At 61.8% G+C, this 16,060-nt stretch carries 19 protein-coding genes, 1 tRNA gene and 2 pseudogenes; 7 read left to right on the top strand and 15 right to left on the bottom strand.

Going from position 1 to position 16,060, the window contains the following annotated elements; translation table 11 throughout:
- Positions 1 to 48: 48 nt before the first annotated feature.
- The 3 genes and pseudogenes from OH705_RS16995 to OH705_RS16985 all read left to right on the top strand — a co-directional run.
- The gene (locus OH705_RS16995) at positions 49 to 2,343 is read left to right on the top strand and encodes a TonB-dependent siderophore receptor (protein WP_267302584.1); all 2,295 of its coding nucleotides are present in this window, start codon (positions 49 to 51) and stop codon (positions 2,341 to 2,343) included.
- An 88-nt stretch (positions 2,344 to 2,431) separates the two neighbouring features.
- Positions 2,432 to 2,683: a helix-turn-helix domain-containing protein gene (locus OH705_RS16990; RefSeq protein ID WP_267302583.1), complete on the top strand. Its 252-nt coding sequence runs from the start codon at positions 2,432 to 2,434 to the stop codon at positions 2,681 to 2,683.
- 78 nt (positions 2,684 to 2,761) lie between these two features.
- Positions 2,762 to 3,007 (top strand): annotated as a pseudogene (locus tag OH705_RS16985) (type II toxin-antitoxin system HipA family toxin); the annotation flags it as partial.
- Here OH705_RS16985 and OH705_RS16980 read toward each other — a convergent pair.
- The 3 genes and pseudogenes from OH705_RS16980 to OH705_RS16970 form a co-directional block, all read right to left on the bottom strand.
- Positions 2,988 to 3,221: a DUF3079 domain-containing protein gene (locus tag OH705_RS16980; protein ID WP_046853785.1), complete on the bottom strand. Its 234-nt coding sequence runs from the start codon at positions 3,219 to 3,221 to the stop codon at positions 2,988 to 2,990. The pseudogene OH705_RS16985 and the gene OH705_RS16980 overlap by 20 nt on opposite strands.
- Before the next feature lie 78 nt (positions 3,222 to 3,299).
- Entirely contained in the window at positions 3,300 to 4,445 is a 1,146-nt protein-coding gene (gene nirK, locus OH705_RS16975) for a copper-containing nitrite reductase (RefSeq protein WP_267302582.1), read from the bottom strand.
- A 412-nt stretch (positions 4,446 to 4,857) separates the two neighbouring features.
- A pseudogene (locus OH705_RS16970) lies at positions 4,858 to 5,146 on the bottom strand (integrase); the annotation flags it as partial.
- A gap of 189 nt (positions 5,147 to 5,335) precedes the next feature.
- Here OH705_RS16970 and OH705_RS16965 point away from each other — a divergent pair.
- On the top strand, positions 5,336 to 5,686 hold the full coding sequence (locus OH705_RS16965; RefSeq protein WP_267302607.1) for a type II toxin-antitoxin system RelE/ParE family toxin: 351 nt from the start codon (positions 5,336 to 5,338) through the stop codon (positions 5,684 to 5,686).
- On the opposite strand, the gene OH705_RS16960 is transcribed toward OH705_RS16965, so the two are convergent.
- From OH705_RS16960 to OH705_RS16935, 6 genes are all read right to left on the bottom strand, one after another.
- Positions 5,683 to 6,006: a helix-turn-helix domain-containing protein gene (locus OH705_RS16960; protein WP_046853787.1), complete on the bottom strand. Its 324-nt coding sequence runs from the start codon at positions 6,004 to 6,006 to the stop codon at positions 5,683 to 5,685. The genes OH705_RS16965 and OH705_RS16960 overlap by 4 nt on opposite strands.
- Positions 6,007 to 6,259: 253 nt before the next feature.
- Positions 6,260 to 6,335, bottom strand: a tRNA-Thr gene (locus tag OH705_RS16955).
- A gap of 98 nt (positions 6,336 to 6,433) precedes the next feature.
- Positions 6,434 to 6,685 (bottom strand): hypothetical protein, encoded by a 252-nt coding sequence (locus OH705_RS16950; protein ID WP_023629982.1) that lies wholly within the window; start codon positions 6,683 to 6,685, stop codon positions 6,434 to 6,436.
- Between the two features lie 22 nt (positions 6,686 to 6,707).
- Complete coding sequence (locus tag OH705_RS16945; protein WP_046853791.1) at positions 6,708 to 7,094, bottom strand: hypothetical protein; 387 nt, start codon at positions 7,092 to 7,094, stop codon at positions 6,708 to 6,710.
- An 18-nt stretch (positions 7,095 to 7,112) separates the two neighbouring features.
- Positions 7,113 to 7,319, bottom strand: a complete 207-nt coding sequence (locus tag OH705_RS16940; RefSeq protein ID WP_023629980.1) for a helix-turn-helix domain-containing protein — start codon at positions 7,317 to 7,319, stop codon at positions 7,113 to 7,115.
- A 9-nt stretch (positions 7,320 to 7,328) separates the two neighbouring features.
- Positions 7,329 to 7,907 carry a hypothetical protein gene (locus OH705_RS16935; protein ID WP_094010992.1) on the bottom strand — a complete coding sequence of 193 codons (579 nt, stop codon included), beginning with the start codon at positions 7,905 to 7,907 and terminating at the stop codon, positions 7,329 to 7,331.
- A 458-nt stretch (positions 7,908 to 8,365) separates the two neighbouring features.
- On the opposite strand from OH705_RS16935, the gene OH705_RS16930 reads away from it, so the two are divergent.
- Together OH705_RS16930 and mdtI are read left to right on the top strand one after the other, a co-directional pair.
- A complete protein-coding gene (locus OH705_RS16930) occupies positions 8,366 to 8,725 on the top strand; it encodes an SMR family transporter (protein WP_267302581.1) in 360 nt (119 codons plus the stop codon).
- Positions 8,719 to 9,036: a multidrug/spermidine efflux SMR transporter subunit MdtI gene (gene mdtI, locus OH705_RS16925; protein WP_104444766.1), complete on the top strand. Its 318-nt coding sequence runs from the start codon at positions 8,719 to 8,721 to the stop codon at positions 9,034 to 9,036. The genes OH705_RS16930 and mdtI overlap by 7 nt, the downstream gene beginning before the upstream one ends.
- A gap of 225 nt (positions 9,037 to 9,261) precedes the next feature.
- Here the strand turns inward: mdtI and OH705_RS16920 are convergent, their stop codons facing one another.
- The 5 genes from OH705_RS16920 to OH705_RS16900 are packed head-to-tail and all read right to left on the bottom strand — an operon-like array spanning position 9,262 to position 13,533.
- Entirely contained in the window at positions 9,262 to 10,485 is a 1,224-nt protein-coding gene (locus tag OH705_RS16920) for a methyltransferase (protein WP_094010995.1), read from the bottom strand.
- Positions 10,486 to 10,544: 59 nt separating this feature from the next.
- Positions 10,545 to 11,234, bottom strand: coding sequence for an ABC transporter permease (locus OH705_RS16915; protein WP_023630847.1), 690 nt, complete (start codon positions 11,232 to 11,234; stop codon positions 10,545 to 10,547).
- Positions 11,235 to 11,927, bottom strand: coding sequence for an ABC transporter permease (locus OH705_RS16910; RefSeq protein WP_094010996.1), 693 nt, complete (start codon positions 11,925 to 11,927; stop codon positions 11,235 to 11,237).
- A gap of 57 nt (positions 11,928 to 11,984) precedes the next feature.
- The gene (locus tag OH705_RS16905; RefSeq protein WP_094010997.1) at positions 11,985 to 12,746 is read right to left on the bottom strand and encodes an ABC transporter substrate-binding protein; all 762 of its coding nucleotides are present in this window, start codon (positions 12,744 to 12,746) and stop codon (positions 11,985 to 11,987) included.
- A gap of 13 nt (positions 12,747 to 12,759) precedes the next feature.
- Positions 12,760 to 13,533 carry an ABC transporter ATP-binding protein gene (locus tag OH705_RS16900; protein ID WP_046853793.1) on the bottom strand — a complete coding sequence of 258 codons (774 nt, stop codon included), beginning with the start codon at positions 13,531 to 13,533 and terminating at the stop codon, positions 12,760 to 12,762.
- 605 nt (positions 13,534 to 14,138) lie between these two features.
- Here OH705_RS16900 and gabP point away from each other — a divergent pair.
- Positions 14,139 to 15,524, top strand: a complete 1,386-nt coding sequence (gene gabP, locus OH705_RS16895) for a GABA permease (protein WP_046853794.1) — start codon at positions 14,139 to 14,141, stop codon at positions 15,522 to 15,524.
- 86 nt (positions 15,525 to 15,610) lie between these two features.
- Here the strand turns inward: gabP and OH705_RS16890 are convergent, their stop codons facing one another.
- Entirely contained in the window at positions 15,611 to 16,054 is a 444-nt protein-coding gene (locus tag OH705_RS16890; protein WP_094010999.1) for a hypothetical protein, read from the bottom strand.
- Positions 16,055 to 16,060: the final 6 nt, after the last annotated feature.

Below are 16,060 nucleotides of genomic sequence, written 5' to 3'. Positions count from 1 at the left end.
GCCTAGAATCGTAACAAAAAATCATCTGCGAATACGAAGCCTTCCCAAATGGTATGCAAGAGCATCATGACTGACACAACCCCCTTGGTCCGAGGCGGCAGTCGCCTCTCCCCGCTTGCCTTCTGCGTGGCCCTCGGGCTTAGCGGCACAGCCTTCGCTGACGGCCCGGTGCTGGAACTGGGCGCCACCAACATCGACAGCAGTGGGTTGCCGCTGGCCGACGATAGCGGCCAGATCGGCTACACCGTGCAGAACACACGCAGCTCCACGGGCTTGCAGCTGACACCCCGGCAGACGCCACAGTCGGTCACCAGCATTACCCGCCAGCAAATGGAAGACCGTGATATCCACACCCTCGAGCAGGCCCTGGACACCACGCCGGGCGTGAGCATGAGCAAGATGGAAGTGGGCGGGCGCACCGACTTCCGCGCCCGTGGCTACTCGATCAGCAACTGGAAAATCGACGGCTTGCAGTTCCCCGGCGGTTCGGACTTCAGCGGTGGCGGCAACGCGCTGAACATGGACCTGTACGAACGCATCGACATCGTCCGTGGCGCCAACGGCCTGCTCGGTGGCACCGGTGACCCTTCGGCTACCGTCAACCTGATCCGCAAGGCGCCGACCCGGACCTTCGGCGGCAGCGCCTACGCCACCTATGGCAGCTGGGACAAGCGCCGCCTGGGTGCTGACCTGAACCTGCCGCTGTCCGAGGACGGCCGCCTGCGTTCGCGTCTGGTCATGACCCAGCAGGACGCCGGCTCGTTCCGCGACAACCAGTCCGAACGCTCCCGCGCGGCCCTGGCCAACTTCGAATTCGACCTGGACGATGCCACCACCCTGGGTGCCGGCTACCAGTACGAGTACAGCAAAGTGGTCGGCGGCGGCTGGGGCGCCAACATCCCGATCTGGTACGGCGATGGCAGCAAGACCGACCTGCCGCGCAGCACCAACGTGGTACCCAGCTGGAGCTTTGGCGAATACATCACCCGCACCGCCTTCGGCTCGCTGGCGCACCGTTTCGACAACGACTGGAGCCTGGACCTGAAGGTTGCCCAGAGCAGCGGCGAGGCGCTCAACCACCGTGGCCTGGCCAAGGTCAACTCGTCCGGCCGTGGCGTCTACGGCGGCTACTGGAACCAGGACGGCAGCGGCGCGGTGCTCAACGGCCTGCACAGCTCCACCGACACCACCCAGCAATCGGCGCAGATCGACCTGTCCGGCCCATTCCAACTTTTCGGGCGCACCCATCAGGCGATGGTCGGCTACAACGACAGCCGCACCGTGGCCTGGTCACCGCAGTACACTTACAGCATGGTCGGCGGCGGCAAGGCAGTGAACAGCGGGGTGGGTTGCCAGTTCCGGGCGAACAATGGCCTGGGGCTGGGCAACTGGCTAGACGGCGTGGACGACGACTACGCCATGCTGGCCTCAAAAACCGGCCTGCACAGCAAGACTACCACCCGTCTTCAGGGCATGTATGCCGCCACCCGCCTTAGCGTCACCGACCCCCTGTCGCTCATCCTCGGTGTGCGCAGCACCGACTATTCGGCTACTACCGTCAGCGTCAACGGTGCGCGCAGCAACCAGCAGAACAACGGCATCGTCACCCCTTACCTGGGCGCGGTGTACGACCTCGACGACAACTACTCGCTGTACGCCAGCTACACCGACATCTTCAACCCGCAGACCGAAGAGAGCGCCAGCGGCACCAAGGTCGAGCCGATCCGTGGCCAGAGCTACGAAACCGGGATCAAGGGTGAATGGTTCGATGGTCGCCTGAACGCGTCCGCGGCCTACTTCCGCACCAGGCAGGAGAACAAGGCGGTGATGGACGGCGACCTGCTGACGCCGACCGGCGCCACTGCCTACAAGGCCGGTTCCGGCCAGGAAACCGACGGTATCGACCTGGAAGTCGCCGGCGCCCTGACCCCGAACTGGAACGTCTATGCCGGCTACACCTACCTGCACTTCCGCCGCCTGGACAGCGACGGGCGCAGCGACCCCTCGCACCTGTTCAAGGCCTCGACCACTTATCGCCTGTCCGGCCCGCTGGATCGCCTGACCCTGGGCGCTGGCGTGACCGCGCAAAGCAACATCCGCGCGGTGTCCACCCCTGCCGGGCAGCCAAGCAACGGCGTCAGCCGCAGCGCCACCGACGTCAACTGGTCGGGCTATGCGATCTGGAACGCCATGGCCAAGTACCAGCTGACCGACGACACCAGCGTCAGCCTCAACGCCAACAACCTGTTCGACAAGCACTACTACACCCGTTACGGGTTCTATGCCGGGGCAATCTATGGCGACCCGCGCAACCTGGCGGTGACGGTGAGCACGGCGTTCTAGAACAGCTTTTTACACCGTTGATGCTGGTTGATTTTTGATCATGTTCCTTATACGTTACATTCATCTAAATTTGTCACGTATAAAGAACATGGACCACTCATTGATCGTTGAGCGCCTGGGCGCGCAGGTTCGCACGCGAAGGCTTAACCGGGGATTGACCCAGCAGGCGCTCGCAACCTTGGCCGGTATCACCCGGCAAAAGATCATTGCCATGGAGAAAGGTAGCCTCTCAGTGGCCATCGGTGCTTATGCACGTGCATTGGCGGCGCTCGGCTGCGAACTGAAGGTCATAGCGGCGGTGATGCCGACGCTTGACGAAATCGAGGGGATGTTCGAATGACGCCGCTGATAGTCGCGACACCCGAGGGTGACAGTGGAGCATTGCTGACCAGTGCAGGCGACTACCTCTTCCGCTATGGCCCGCACACCGGAAGACGTGCTGGCGTTTTCGCTATCCGGCAACAAATCCTTGTTTGCGTCGCGGCAAGGCCTGCTGGACTTCGCACCGCTTTGCGACGTGAGCTACCCGGCTGAAGTCATTCGCAAGCAGCTTGAAGCATTGGAGCGAACACTGGCCAGGGAGTCCGCGCTTTGCGATCAGGCACCCAAGGTAGTTGCCGCCATCAAGGCAAGCGCGGCGCCGTTCATTCAGACTTTTGGTTGAGCGGCATTTCCTGTCCGGGCGCGGCATGCGAAGTGGCCATGGTCGCATCCAGATGATCATCGAGCTGTTCCCAATCCTCGCCGAACAACTCCACCGGGTGCATGGTCCGGTCCGCACCATTGCCGCAGGCCAGCGCCTTGGCCGGGCAGTACAAGTCGCAGCCCCAGCAGATCCGTTCGGGATGGCTGGGGTTCGTGGGAAATCGCTTGGCCATGGTCTCCCTCCATGAAGTGGATGCCTGCGCTCAGGCTATGCCGCGCATGGCCAAGGGGCTTGATCCGGATCAATACCGCTAGCGGATCGGCCCGGGTGCCTGCACCTGCTTCATCAGGTCGTCATTCCACTGCCCCTCCACCTGCACATGCGCGGCGGCACCGAGCATCACCGCCTCGATCAGGTTGTGGTTGAGGTAGGTGTACAGGCCGGGCTGGCGGAAGGTGTACAACGCCGCCCCCGCCGCGCCGCCGGGGATGAACCAGGTCTCCAGGTTGCGCTGCGGCGGGTTGGCGAACTTGCCCGAGGCCCAGACGTAGTCGCCGTGCCCGCCGATCAGGTGCGGGCGAGTATCACGGTTGGCCTGGGAATGAACGATCAGCACGGTCTCGCCCACCTTGGCGGTGAGCGCCTGCTTGCCGGTCAGGGCGCCGACGCTGCCGTTGAACACCACATGGCTGGGCACCAGCCCCTTCATCAGCTGGCTCATGTCACCGAAGCTGGCCATGGGGTTGGCGTAGCGCTTGTACTTGCCGTCCTTGTCGCGGGGGATGTAGTAGTCCTGCTCGCCGATGTACCAGGCCTTGTCATACTGCAACGGGCGGCCCTCGGGGTCTTTCAGGCCGTCACGGGGCAACACCATGATCGCGCCGTTCATGCCGCACACCACATGCCAGGGAATCATCGCCCCGCCCGGCGCGCAGTGATACACGAACACCCCGGCACGGTCGGCCTTGAAGCGCAGCACCACCTGCTCGCCCGGCTTCACATGGGTCAACTCACCGCCGCCGAGGGCGCCGGTGGAGGCGTGGAAGTCGATGTTGTGCATCATGCTGTTGCTGGCCGGGTTGACCAGCGTGAGCTCCACGTAGTCGCCCTCGTGCACCACCATCAGCGGGCCGGGCACCGAGCCGTTGAAGGTCATGGCGTGGATATAGGCGCCGGCGCTGTCGACAGCCAGTTCCTTCTCCTCGATGACCATGCGGAACTCGACAATGCGCGGCTTGCCGGGAGCGCGCTGGCTGTGGGGGTGCACCTGTGGCGGTGCCACCAGTTCGACGCTTACCCGCTCCAGTTTCGCCAGGTCAGGCACCGGGCCGGCGGCGGGCGAAGCGGTCGCGGCCTGGGCCAGGCCACTGCCTAGCGCCGAGGCTCCGACGCCCAGCAACACAGTGCCGGCCAGCATGCCACGCCGGGTCAGGGACACGCCTTCTTGCTCGTTCATGGGACTTCTCCTTAAGTCGACGAAAGTCGTCGGGCACAGGAATAGCCGCTTTGAAATTAGGGTTTATTGAGCGAAAACAAGAAGTAGAGAGGGTGGACAATGTGTCGCAGGCGCGGAAACGAACAAGCCCCGGCATTCGTCGAGGGTTTTGAGGCGACAGCACTTGCGACTCCCGGCCTACGCTTGTGGACAATATTCGTCAAGCAGCGGGATATCAGGGATTTAGCGCCTGTGGATAAAACTACCCCCCGGTGGACATCAATGGTTTTCCACATACGTAAGCTGTGCCAGCAGTTTTTTTCTTGGGTATGGTCACGGGGCGGCTTTGCAGCCCCGTTTGAAAGGACCCGCGCGGAGGAGCATCACGCGGTCCTGTGGGTAACTTCACAGCGAATTGAGGTGGTGCGGCGGGCTACTCGGTCCTCTTGCCACTGCGAAGGCGCGTGACGTTCTTCCCCGCCTGCTTGGCAAACTCATGCGGCGTCACATGGTTGTCGCGGTTCGCCTTCAGAAACCGGCTCCACCAGGTCATGATCATCCGGCGCTCTTCGAGGAACTCGTCCCATTGGGTACAGGCGGCGCGCTCGTTGTTGCGCTTCTTGTGGCTCAACTGCCGTTCAATAGCCGTTTCTGACCATAGCTCGGACGCCATGGCGGCAGATGTCCGCCTTGGTGTTACAGCCCATTGCTCCGAGCAACGCGATTGCCGCCCACCATCTCCTGCGACGCCTCAGGCCAGCTCAAGCCGTGCAGGTGAATGAAACACCCTATTTCAAGCTGATATCCCGAAACACTTCTACCCCCGCCCAGAGCAATCGACTGCGCTAAATTCCACGTTCTCCGGCATGCATGCCGTCCACGATGCCAGCATTTCGTTTGTAGGTAGACCGTTGAGAAAGTTTGCGTTTGTGAGTGCCGCTGCTGAGCGTGAGTACAAGGATCTTCCGCAGGATGTTCAGGACGATTTCGGCAAAGACCTGCGTCGTATTCAGTATGGCCAGGACCCTGAGCGGCCGATCAAGGCGCTGACGGAGTCGGTGGGGGCGGGCGCGATAGAGCTCATCATCAACGGCAGCCCTGCATTCCGCTGCGTGTATGTGGCCAAATTTGCGGACATGGTCGTTGTGTTGCATTCGTTCGTGAAAACGACTAACAGGTCCGACCGGCATGCGATGCAGGTCGCTGAAGATCGCATGAAGGAGTTCAAGCAAGAGCTGCGGAAGATGGGGTACAGGGTTTAGCTGCCGGGCGTTTGAGTGATCACGATCTGCGCAGGCGAATCGGCATCGTTCGAAGGGAGGGTCAGGCTCGTTCTAAAGCCGAGCTTGTCGAGCATGTCCATCATGGCGTCCAGCGTGAACTTCTCGATCTTGCCATTGGCCAGCTCGGATACCCGGGACTGTGTCACGTTCAGCCTGGCCGCGGCTTCGTGCTGTTTGAGGCCCATTTTTTTGATGCAATGCGTGATGAAGATAGACAGGTCCATCTTCAAGGCCATTTTGCTGGCCGTCTCTGCATCGTGGGTGGCGTGGAAAGGGCTTTCGTGGAATTGAAGCGCCATGGGGTTGCCTCAGCAGGAATATCTAAAATTTAAGATAAAATCGTAGCTGGGCTCGTTTGGCAAGTCAAAGCGTTTGTGTTTGGAGGCGTGTCTTGCTGGGTGGAGAGGGGGGTGTTGTCAGAGATTGCCGGGGCCGCTGTGCGGCCCATCGTAGGCAAGCCCGCTCATTGATCGGGTTGGCTTTGAGGGATTTTTTTCGGCTGAGGGACAGCGGAAACGAAAAAGCCCCGACATTTGTCGAGGCTTTTGAGGATGGTGCCGGCACCAGGAATCGAACCCGGGACCTACTGATTACAAGTCAGTTGCTCTACCATCTGAGCTATACCGGCACAGGGGCGTCATTATAGCGATGGATTCGGCGCTGTAAACCACTTCGTTACATCCAGCGCACAAAACCCTAAGTCACCGAACTGAAAGGAGAATTTTCTTACCAGCCGCGGTGCATGGAGTTGACGCTTGGCTCGGGTTGGCCGGGGTTGAAGAACAGCTTGCCGTTGTCGCAGCCGCGCTTGCGGCAGCTGCCGTCGGCGTTGTGCAGGGGCAGGCCGCGGTCACCGCCCAGCTGCATGCCGGGCATGTTCCAGTTCAACGGGGCCGGCTTGCTGCTTGGCAGGCTGTTGGCGCAGCCGGTCATGGCCAGGGCGAGGGTCAGCAGGGCGAAAGGCTTGGTGTGTTTCACGATGTTCGAGTCCGTTCCGGGATCAGTCTTTGTTCAGGATGCGCTGGATGGTGCCGCCGCAAGCCATGTAGCAGGAGTCGTAATCATTGCCGCAACTGTAGCTGCTCCCTGTGTTGAAGGGGTAGCTCGGGTAGTGGCAACTGTGACGCGCTTCCTTCTTGCTCTTGCCGTTCTGGCAGTACTGGTAGGCCCTCATCTCGGCCTGGTACAGCGCACGTTCGCTGTTGTCCTGCAGGCGGGCCATCTGCTGGCAGTGGTTGCGCTCCGTCGAACAGCTGTTGATGCAGTTCATGCCATGCGCGCTGGGCGGTGGCGAGTATCTATAGGTGTAGCTTGGGCCGCAGCCGGTCAGGGCCAAGGCCAGGCAGGCCAGCACGAGGGCGGCCAGACCATTGTGGAAAAGTGCCATGGGTGTTGCAGTCCTTGATCATTCGTCGCTGAACTCCAGCAAATCGCCGGGCTGGCAGTTCAGGGCGCGACACAGCTTCTCCAGGGTCTCGATCTTGAAACCCTTGATCTTGCCGTTCTTCAGCAGCGACAGGTTCGCTTCCGTGATACCGATGATTTCCGCCAGGTCCTTGGAACGCATCTTGTTCCGGGCCATGACGACGTCGAGGCGGATGATTATCGGCATAGGAAGCAGTCAGACATAACAGTTGTGTTCATCGCTGATGGTCTTGGCGTCACGCATGAGCAGCGAGAAGGCACACAGCAGGATGCCTTTCATGATCTCGTAGACAGCCTGCGATGATACACCGATCGAGAAGCTGAAGCTCCTTTCGCCGGCCGGCAGGTCGATGGCCAGGGCCAGGCCCTGCAAGGTGTAGGTCACCGGCCACAGCAGTGGGGTGAAGATGCACAGCAGGCCGACCCACCACAGCAATTTGATATTGGCCGAGGTCCAGGTCTGCCCACGCGAGAGGCGGTGGAAGAACAGGCCGGTCAGGCCGAGGGCCACAACGGAAATCAGCGTGGGAATCATGTCCACCGCCAGTACCAGGCCGACGGCCAGGGGGGATGCCTGGTAGCCGGGTTCGAGCAGCAGCGGCATCTGGTCGCCGTAGGCTTGCAGGTAGCCGTTGAAAACCTCGGGGAAGTCGAAGATGAAGAGCAAGGGCGTGATGGTCAGCTCGACGACCGCGGTTGTCCAGGCCAGGTAGGCGGCGAATGCGCCGATGGTGCGTAGGCGCGAACGCGCATAGGCCACGGATCTACTGTTCATGGGGTGCCTCCGTACAGTGATGAACGGAGCGGATTATTCTTGAATAATTATCGTAAAACAATAATTAATTTTTAGTTTGCCTCGATGGCGACGGTTTGTCGCAGGGGTGGCCTTGCAGGTGATCGCGGGGCAAGCCGGCTACTGCAAAGACAACGTGGGGATTATAATTTACGAAGCTTTCAGCAAGCTTTACGGGGGTTTTTCTTGATAAGTCCATTTTCCCCGAGAAATAATTAGTCTCAGCCTATCATTTTGACTAAATCAATCAGCTAAGATAATCTTGTGTTCATTATGTTGAACAGTAAAGCTTTCAAGCTCCTCTCCTCTTCCCGCCTGGTCTCCCGTGAACGTCACTGGACCGGCGACCTCTAGCGCCACCCTCCCTCTACAGCCGTAAAACGTCTCTGTCTGGCGCCGATGCCTGTGCGCTCGGCCGCTGTCGCCCATGGGAGGGCACCATGCGTTCCTGGATCTACCTGATTGTCGCCATCACCTTCGAGGTGATCGGCACGGCGTCGATGAAACTCGCCGCCACTCATTTCCCCTTGATGGGGCATGCCGTCATGTACGTCATGATCTGTCTGTCGTATTTCTTCCTGGCCCTGGCGGTCAAGCGCGTGCCGGTGGGTGTGGCCTACGCGCTGTGGGAAGGGTTCGGCATCGTGCTGATCACCTTGATCAGTGTGCTCTGGCTCGGTGAAAGCCTGGGCTGGACCAAGGCCCTGGGCCTGGCGGTGATGATCGCCGGCATCCTGCTGGTCAAGGCCGGTACCCGCGCCAAGCCCGTCGAGCGTGAAGGGGAGGCCGTGCCATGTTGATTCCATTTGCCTGGCTGGGCCTGGCCATCGTGCTGGAGGTACTGGCCAACCTGCTGCTCAAGTATTCCGACGGTTTCCGCCGCAAAGACCTGGGCCTGGCCTCGATCCTCTGCGTGCTGGCGGCGTTCACCGCGCTGGCGCAGGCGGTGAAGGACATCGACCTGTCGCTGGCCTACGCCATCTGGGGCGGCTTTGGCATCCTTGCCACCGTGGCCATGGGCTGGGCCTTGTTCGGTCAGCGTCTGGCCGGGCGTGGTTGGTTGGGTCTTGCGTTGCTGCTGGTAGGCATGGGCTTGCTCAAACTGGCTTGACAACTGCCCTTCCAAAGCGCTTGGCAAAATTGCTTATGCACAAGTGGCATTGGCCGCTTGCGCGAAAGGCATGCCGATAGGGGCTACCACCGGTCTTTGCGCAAAGGCCTGTTTTTACTGGCTTTGAGGCCCACGACGGAATAAGCAAAGCAGCGCAAATAGCCCAAGGATCCAAGATTTCGTGATTTTCATCACAAGCTTGTACACAGAGTTATCCACAGGCTGTCAACCGCGCTGCGGCGTTGCGTCGCGCTCACCCAGCAGCAACAGGTTGCGCGGGGTCAGCGGGTAATCGCAGAACACGCCTAGCCGTACCGAATAGCCTTGCTCCTGCAGGAACAGGGCGCGATCGAGCACCAGCCACATCTCCAGTGGGCGGCGGAACAGGTTGCGTACCTGTTCGAGGTTGCGTACCTCGGCCAGGCGTTGCTGGCCGGCTGCCTCCAGGGCAACCCAGTCGGGTTGGCCGTTGATCGTCAGTTGCTTGAGCTCGGCCAGGTCGCGACAGTAATGCTCGAAAGGTTTTGCCAGCCAACTGACCGGCAGCGAAGGGGTGGGCAGGTATTCGTCCACGTCCCGTTGTTGGCGCTGCAGCAGGTCGAACCCGAGGCGGCGGGCCATGGACTGGTCGCGCTGGCGGCGGGTGCGCTGGCTGGAGGTGACCGCTTCGCTCAGCGGCAGGCCCAGGTCGTCCTGGGTCAATGCCAGGGCCGAGGCCTGGGCGGCGCCGGAGAGCGGCTGATAGCGCTTGCCCTGGATGCGGTTGTAGCAGCAGGGCGCGACGGCGATCTGTCGGCATCCCTGCTCGCTTGCCAGTTGCAGCAGCCGCACATGCAGATCGCCGCAGGCGTGCAGGGCGACCGCGCTCTTGCCGCCATCCAGATGCCGGGCGCTGTCCATGGCCATGACGTCCTGCTGGACATGGGTGGCAGCCAGGTGGTGATGCTCGCTCAGGGCCTTGCCGGCGCTGACCAGCTCGGCGTCGTACTCCAGGCAGGTCAGCTGCTGGCCGGGTTGCAGCAGGCGCCTGCCCAGGTGGCCTTTGCCAGAGCACCAGTCGAGCCAGTGCCGCGCAGGCTGGCTGAACGCCAGGCGGCGGCTGAAGGCTTCGATCTGCTGCCACTTGCGGCCGGGGACGTTGACGTCGAGACGGTGCGCGGCGGGGTGCAGGCCGGCATCGGGCAGCTCGCCGACGACGGACAGTGCCTGCGCCTGTGCGGCCAGTTGTGGAAATGGGGCCGGGGCTGCAGGTTGCTCGGGGGCTTCGGCTTGCTCAAGGGTACGTTGGCGCAGCCAGCAGGACAGCTCGGTGTGCTCGTCTTCCCAATCCAGGCGCAAGTGGTTGAACGGGCGCGGGCGCCACAGTTGTTGGTGCTGCAGCAGGAAATGGTCGAGGGCCTGGAAGCGCTCGAGCAGGTGCTGGTCGTGGAGGTAAGGCGTGGTCGGCATGCAGGCACCGCAGCGCTATCAATAGGGGCCGCCAAGCGGCCCCGATGGTATTTACAGCCTCAACGCCCTTGGCAGGCATCCACGCGCAGCCAGCGCTCCAACAGCTTGAAGCCTTGCACCAGCACGAACGAGATCAGCAGGTAGAACACCCCGGCGGCAAAGAAGATTTCCACCGGCAGGTAGGTGCGGGCAATGATGGTCCGTGCCATGCCGGTCAATTCAAGCAAGGTCACGGTACTGGCCAGGGCACTGGCCTTGAGCATCAGGATCACTTCGTTGCTGTAGGCCGGCAGGCCGATGCGCGCGGCGCGCGGCAGCATGATGTAGAGCAGCGTCTTGCCCCGCGACATGCCCAGTGCTCGGGCCGCTTCGATCTCGCCCTTGGGGATCGCCTGCAAGGCACCGCGCAGGATCTCGGCGATATAGGCGGCGGTGTGCAGGGTCATGGTCAGCACCGTGCACCAGAACGGATCGCGCAGGTACGGCCACAGCGAGCTGTTGCGCACCACGTCGAACTGGGCCAGGCCGTAGTACACCAGGAACAGCTGCACCAGCAGCGGCGTGCCGCGGAAGAAGAAGATGTAACCGAAGGGCAGGGCGCGCACATACCAGTGTCGCGACGAGCGCGCCACGCCCAGTGGAATGGCCAGGATCAGGCCAGCGATGACGGCGATGGCCACCAGTTCCAGGGTCAGGGTGGCACCCTGGGCCAGGCGTGGCAGCCACTTGATGATGACTTCCCAGTTCATTTATTCGGCCCTCATGAAGCCGCGAGCGGCGCGCTTTTCCAGGAAGTGCATGCCGGTCATGGCAATCACGGTCAGGCCCAGGTATATGCAGGCGGCCACGGCGTAGAAGGTGAACGGCTCCTTGGTGACGGTCACGCCGATCTGCGCGTGGCGCATGATCTCTTCCAGGCCGATCACCGACACCAGCGCAGTGTCCTTCATCAGGATCATGAACAGGTTGCCCAGGCCCGGCAGGGCGATGCGCCACATCTGCGGGAGGATGATCCGTGACAGGATACGGCCCTTGGACAGACCAAGGGCCAGGCCCGCTTCACGATGCCCCTTGGGGATGGCCAGGATCGCGCCGCGGAATACTTCCGTGGCGTAGGCGCCGAAGCACAGGCCGAGGGCGATCACGCCAGCGGTGAAGGCACTGAGCTCCAGGCCAGGCATGTTCAGCAGTTCGCCAAGGCTGTTCATCAGCCCGACGGTGCCGAAATAGATGAGCAGCACCCAGAGCAGTTCGGGTACGCCGCGTACCAGTGTGGAATAAGTGCCGCCAAGCCATTGCAAGGGCTTGACCGGCGAGGTCTTGGCCAGGGCGCCGAGCAGGCCCAGGACCAGCCCCAGCAGCAAGGCGCAGAGCGCCAGTTTTACGGTCATCAGGGTACCGGCCATCATGGCCGGGCCGAATCCGTGCAGGTCGATATTCATGGGTAAGTTTGTTCAAGGGACAGGCACCGCCAAGGCGGCGATGCCTGTCGGGGCGAATCAATAGATGCTGAACGGGAAGTACTTGTCGTTGATCTTCTTGTAGGTACCGTCGGCGACGATTTCCTTCAGTGCGGCATTGAGCTTGTTACGCAGCTCGTTGTCGCCTTTGCGTACTGCGATGCCGACCTTGTCGCTTTCGTTCACCGGGTCGCCTTTGAACTCGTAGTTCTTGCCGGCTTCGGATTTCAGCCAGTCGTAGTTGGCGTACTTGTCGGCGAGGATGGCGTCGACGCGGCCGGAGGTCAGGTCCAGGTAGGCGTTTTCCTGGCCGTCATACAGATTGACCTTGAATTTGCCGTCCATACCGCCGTGATCGTCCAGCCAGGTAGCGGCCTGGGTGGCGCGCTGGGTGCCAATGGTCTTGCCTTCGAGCGATTTGTCGTCAGTCTTGAAGTCGACGTTCTTCGGCGCGATGAACTGCTGCTTGTTCGAATAGTACGGGTCGGTGAAGTCCACGGCCTGCTTGCGCTCGTCGGTGATCGACAGCGAGGAGACGATGAAGTCGAACTTCTTGGCGTTCAGGGCGGGGATGATGCCGTCCCAGTCGGAGGTGACCACTTCGCATTCGACCTTCATCTTGGCGCACAGGGCGTCGCCGATGTCTTTGTCGAAGCCCACGACCTGGCCGCTGGCATCTTTGTTGTTGAACGGCGGGTAGGCAGCCTCGATGCCCATTTTCAGTTTCTCGGCTGCCATGGCATTGGCCGAGAACACCAGGGTGGCGGCAGCGGCCAGGAGGACTTTCTTATAGGTCTGCATTCGTGTTGCTCCGTTAGCGGTGGCTGGACATGAATTGCTTGCAACGCGCCGAGGTCGGGTTCTCGAAGACCTGCTGCGGCGATCCTTGCTCTTCGACCAGGCCCTGGTGCAGGAAGACCACTTCACTGGACACCTGGCGGGCAAAGTTCATCTCGTGCGTCACCAGCAGCATGGTACGGCCTTCTTCGGCCAGGGCGCGGATGACGTTAAGCACTTCCTGGACCATCTCCGGATCGAGCGCCGAGGTTGGCTCGTCGAACAGGATGACCTTGGGCTTCATGGCCAGGGTACGGGCGATGGCGGCACGCTGTTGCTGGCCACCGGAAAGCTGGGCGGGGTAGCTGTGGCGCTTGTCGAAGATGCCGACCTTGTTCAGCAGCGCCTCGGCATGCTCGATGGCCTCGGCCTTGCTCTGGCCGAGCACGCGGCGCGGCGCCTCGATGATGTTGTCGAGGATCGACATGTGCGGCCACAGGTTGAAATTCTGGAAGACAAAGCCGATCTCGCTGCGCAGGCGGTTGATCTGGCGGTTGTCGGCGGCGATCAGGTCGCCGTTTTTCTGCGCCTTGAGCTTGAGGGCTTCACCGGCGACCAGGATCTCGCCCTGGTGCGGGTTCTCCAGCAGATTGATGCAGCGCAGCAGGGTGGACTTGCCAGAGCCGGACGAGCCGAGGATGGAGATCACGTCACCGTCGCGCGCGGTCAGCGAAATGCCCTTGAGAATTTCCTGCTCGCCATAGCGTTTGTGCAGGTTGCGGATTTCCAGCGCGGGCGTGGCCTGAGCCATTTGCGGTCCTCATGTGTTCGGGTGCGTTCCCAGCTGTTGGCGGCCTTCCTGGCGAGCGCCACGCTAGCATAGCGGCGCAACGGCGGCCAACCGGGTCGCGGGGTGCTCGGGTCGCTGGTGGGACAGTTTGTCGCATCGCTGCAGTGGACTGTCGCCAGGATGTCCGCAATAGCGTTTTGCCCAGCACCGGAGCCTTGATGAAAAAAGGCGCGATGGTGCCAGCTTTGGTCCGGTCTGGGAAGCCGTTTTTAGCCGGGTGGCACTGTGTCGCGGACTTGACGGGGGCAAGGTTGCGCCTGTTGGTTGCGCTTTCTGATGCGCAGAATTCGTGCACAGGTGTTACCCAGGAGCGCCTTTGGTGCGTTTGTAAGTGGGTATTTCCGTAATCCGGACTTGGCATGGGGTTTTGGCGACCTTTCGGTCAAAGCTTGGCACAATGCCCTGCAAGCCGCGCCGTTATTGGTGGCGGAAGCATTTCAGACGAAAGTCATTCTCAGGTGGCCCGCTTATTGCCCTCTGGAACCACTGAATGCGGCGTCGCCTATCCACACCCCGGCGCGCTGGCCAGTCATTCGTGTAGTCCACCTCCTTACAAAGGTAGTTTTATGAGCGGTAACAATTCCAATGACCTCGCTCAGGGGCTCAAGCAACGGCATGTGACCATGCTGTCCATCGCCGGCGTGATCGGCGCAGGGCTGTTCGTCGGCTCCGGCCACGCCATCGCCGCCGCAGGCCCCGCCGTGCTGCTGGCCTACGCCGCGGCCGGTACCCTGGTCGTGCTGGTGATGCGCATGCTCGGCGAAATGGCCGTCGCCTCGCCTGACACCGGTTCCTTCTCCACCTACGCCGACCGCGCCATCGGGCGCTGGGCCGGTTTCACCATCGGCTGGCTGTACTGGTGGTTCTGGGTGCTGGTGATTCCGCTGGAGGCCAACGCCGCCGCCGCCATCCTGCATGCCTGGTTCCCCTCGGTAGACCTGTGGGCGTTCTCTTTGATCATTACCCTGGCGCTGACCATCACCAACCTGTTCAGCGTGAAGAACTACGGTGAGTTCGAGTTCTGGTTCGCCCTGCTCAAGGTGCTGGCGATCATCGGCTTCATCGTCGTCGGTTGCGCGGCCATGTTCGGGATGGTGCCGAGCAGCCAGATCAGCGGCGTCAGCCACCTGTTCGACACCCAGGGCTTCATGCCCAATGGCCTGGGCGCCGTGCTGGCCGCCATGCTAACCACCATGTTCTCGTTCATGGGGACCGAGATCGTCACCATCGCCGCCGCCGAATCGAAGGACCCGGGCAAGCAGATCAGCCGCGCCACCAACTCGGTGATCTGGCGTATCTGCCTGTTCTACCTGGTATCGATCTTCCTGGTCGTGGCCATGGTGCCGTGGAACGATCCGGCCCTGGCCGAGAAAGGTTCCTACCAGACTGTCCTCAGCCTGATCGGCGTGCCGAACGCCAAGCTGATCGTCGACATCGTCGTGCTGATCGCCGTGACCAGCTGCCTGAACTCGGCGCTGTACACCTCTTCGCGCATGCTCTTCTCCCTGAGCAAGCGTGGCGACGCCCCGGCGGTTGCCCAGCGCACCACCAAGGCCGGCACCCCGCACTGGGCTGTGCTGTTGTCCACCGCCGCAGCCTTCCTGTGTGTGTTCGCCAACTTCCTGGCCCCGGCCGCGGTGTTCGAGTTCCTGCTGGCCAGCTCCGGCGCCATCGCCCTGCTGGTGTATCTGGTGATCGCCGTGTCGCAACTGCGCATGCGCAGCCAGCGTGAAGCCAGTGGCGAGAAGATCTCGTTCAAGATGTGGCTGTTCCCGGGCCTGACCTGGGCGACCATCGCCTTCATCGTTGCCATTCTGGTGGTGATGGGGCTGCGCGAAGATCACCGTGCCGAGATCATCGCCACGGCAATCCTGAGCATTGGTGTGGTGGCAGCTGGTCTGCTGGTGCACCGCAAGCGTGGCGCTGCTGCGCGTGTGGCGTTGGATAGCTGATCCACAAGTGAAATGAAAAGGCCGCGTCCTGTGAAGGGCGCGGCCTTTTTTGTCTGCACAGGTTTTGGAAGCGGGAGCGGTTCGACTCAGCCGAACTGCTTCTGCTGTTGCTGCTGCTTGGCCACGACCTCCGAGGCGGTGACATAGGCGTCCTGGAACTCGTCGCTCTCCAGCCAGGCCATGGTCGCGTCCTCGTCGGCGCCGTCCAGCCATTTGCGGTAGGCGGTGAACACCAGGACGATATAGTCGGTGGCGTGCTCTTCCTTGTGGCCCTTGAGCACCAGTGCCAGCAGTGGATCGACCAGGAACACCGAGATCATCGGCACCAGACCGTTTGCCTGGGCTTCCTTCATCTTTTCGAACAGACTGTCGTAGCTGCCCGATTCCATGGCCTTGTTGAACACCTGCTCGACACTGGCGCTGTCGCCGGCGCTGGCCTTGACCGCCTGGCCGCTGCGCACCATGCGGTTCTGCTTGGCCTTGGTGGCGGCGCGCTTGGCGCGTTTCTGTTGCTTGGTGCTGGTGGCCATGGGTGG

Source organism: Pseudomonas sp. BJa3, assembly GCF_026343815.1.
Classification (GTDB): domain Bacteria; phylum Pseudomonadota; class Gammaproteobacteria; order Pseudomonadales; family Pseudomonadaceae; genus Aquipseudomonas; species Aquipseudomonas soli.
The sequence above is the reverse complement of the archived record's forward strand: the minus strand, read 5'-3'. Positions and strand labels throughout refer to the sequence as shown.

Excerpts from the sequence above, each read along its gene's own strand:
- OH705_RS16945 (WP_046853791.1), bottom strand. The coding sequence starts at position 7,094 with ATGGCACTTTTCCACAATGGTCTGGCCGCCCTCGTGCTGGCCTGCCTG.
- OH705_RS16900 (WP_046853793.1), bottom strand. The coding sequence starts at position 13,533 with ATGGCTCAGGCCACGCCCGCGCTGGAAATCCGCAACCTGCACAAACGC.
- OH705_RS16995 (WP_267302584.1), top strand. The coding sequence starts at position 49 with ATGGTATGCAAGAGCATCATGACTGACACAACCCCCTTGGTCCGAGGC.
- OH705_RS16935 (WP_094010992.1), bottom strand. The coding sequence starts at position 7,907 with ATGAACAGTAGATCCGTGGCCTATGCGCGTTCGCGCCTACGCACCATC.
- OH705_RS16890 (WP_094010999.1), bottom strand. The coding sequence starts at position 16,054 with ATGGCCACCAGCACCAAGCAACAGAAACGCGCCAAGCGCGCCGCCACC.
- OH705_RS16920 (WP_094010995.1), bottom strand. The coding sequence starts at position 10,485 with ATGCCGACCACGCCTTACCTCCACGACCAGCACCTGCTCGAGCGCTTC.
- mdtI (WP_104444766.1), top strand. The coding sequence starts at position 8,719 with ATGTTGATTCCATTTGCCTGGCTGGGCCTGGCCATCGTGCTGGAGGTA.
- OH705_RS16990 (WP_267302583.1), top strand. The coding sequence starts at position 2,432 with ATGGACCACTCATTGATCGTTGAGCGCCTGGGCGCGCAGGTTCGCACG.
- OH705_RS16915 (WP_023630847.1), bottom strand. The coding sequence starts at position 11,234 with ATGAACTGGGAAGTCATCATCAAGTGGCTGCCACGCCTGGCCCAGGGT.
- OH705_RS16980 (WP_046853785.1), bottom strand. The coding sequence starts at position 3,221 with ATGGCCAAGCGATTTCCCACGAACCCCAGCCATCCCGAACGGATCTGC.
- OH705_RS16910 (WP_094010996.1), bottom strand. The coding sequence starts at position 11,927 with ATGAATATCGACCTGCACGGATTCGGCCCGGCCATGATGGCCGGTACC.
- OH705_RS16960 (WP_046853787.1), bottom strand. The coding sequence starts at position 6,006 with ATGGCGCTTCAATTCCACGAAAGCCCTTTCCACGCCACCCACGATGCA.
- OH705_RS16940 (WP_023629980.1), bottom strand. The coding sequence starts at position 7,319 with ATGCCGATAATCATCCGCCTCGACGTCGTCATGGCCCGGAACAAGATG.
- OH705_RS16905 (WP_094010997.1), bottom strand. The coding sequence starts at position 12,746 with ATGCAGACCTATAAGAAAGTCCTCCTGGCCGCTGCCGCCACCCTGGTG.
- nirK (WP_267302582.1), bottom strand. The coding sequence starts at position 4,445 with ATGAACGAGCAAGAAGGCGTGTCCCTGACCCGGCGTGGCATGCTGGCC.
- OH705_RS16930 (WP_267302581.1), top strand. The coding sequence starts at position 8,366 with ATGCGTTCCTGGATCTACCTGATTGTCGCCATCACCTTCGAGGTGATC.
- gabP (WP_046853794.1), top strand. The coding sequence starts at position 14,139 with ATGAGCGGTAACAATTCCAATGACCTCGCTCAGGGGCTCAAGCAACGG.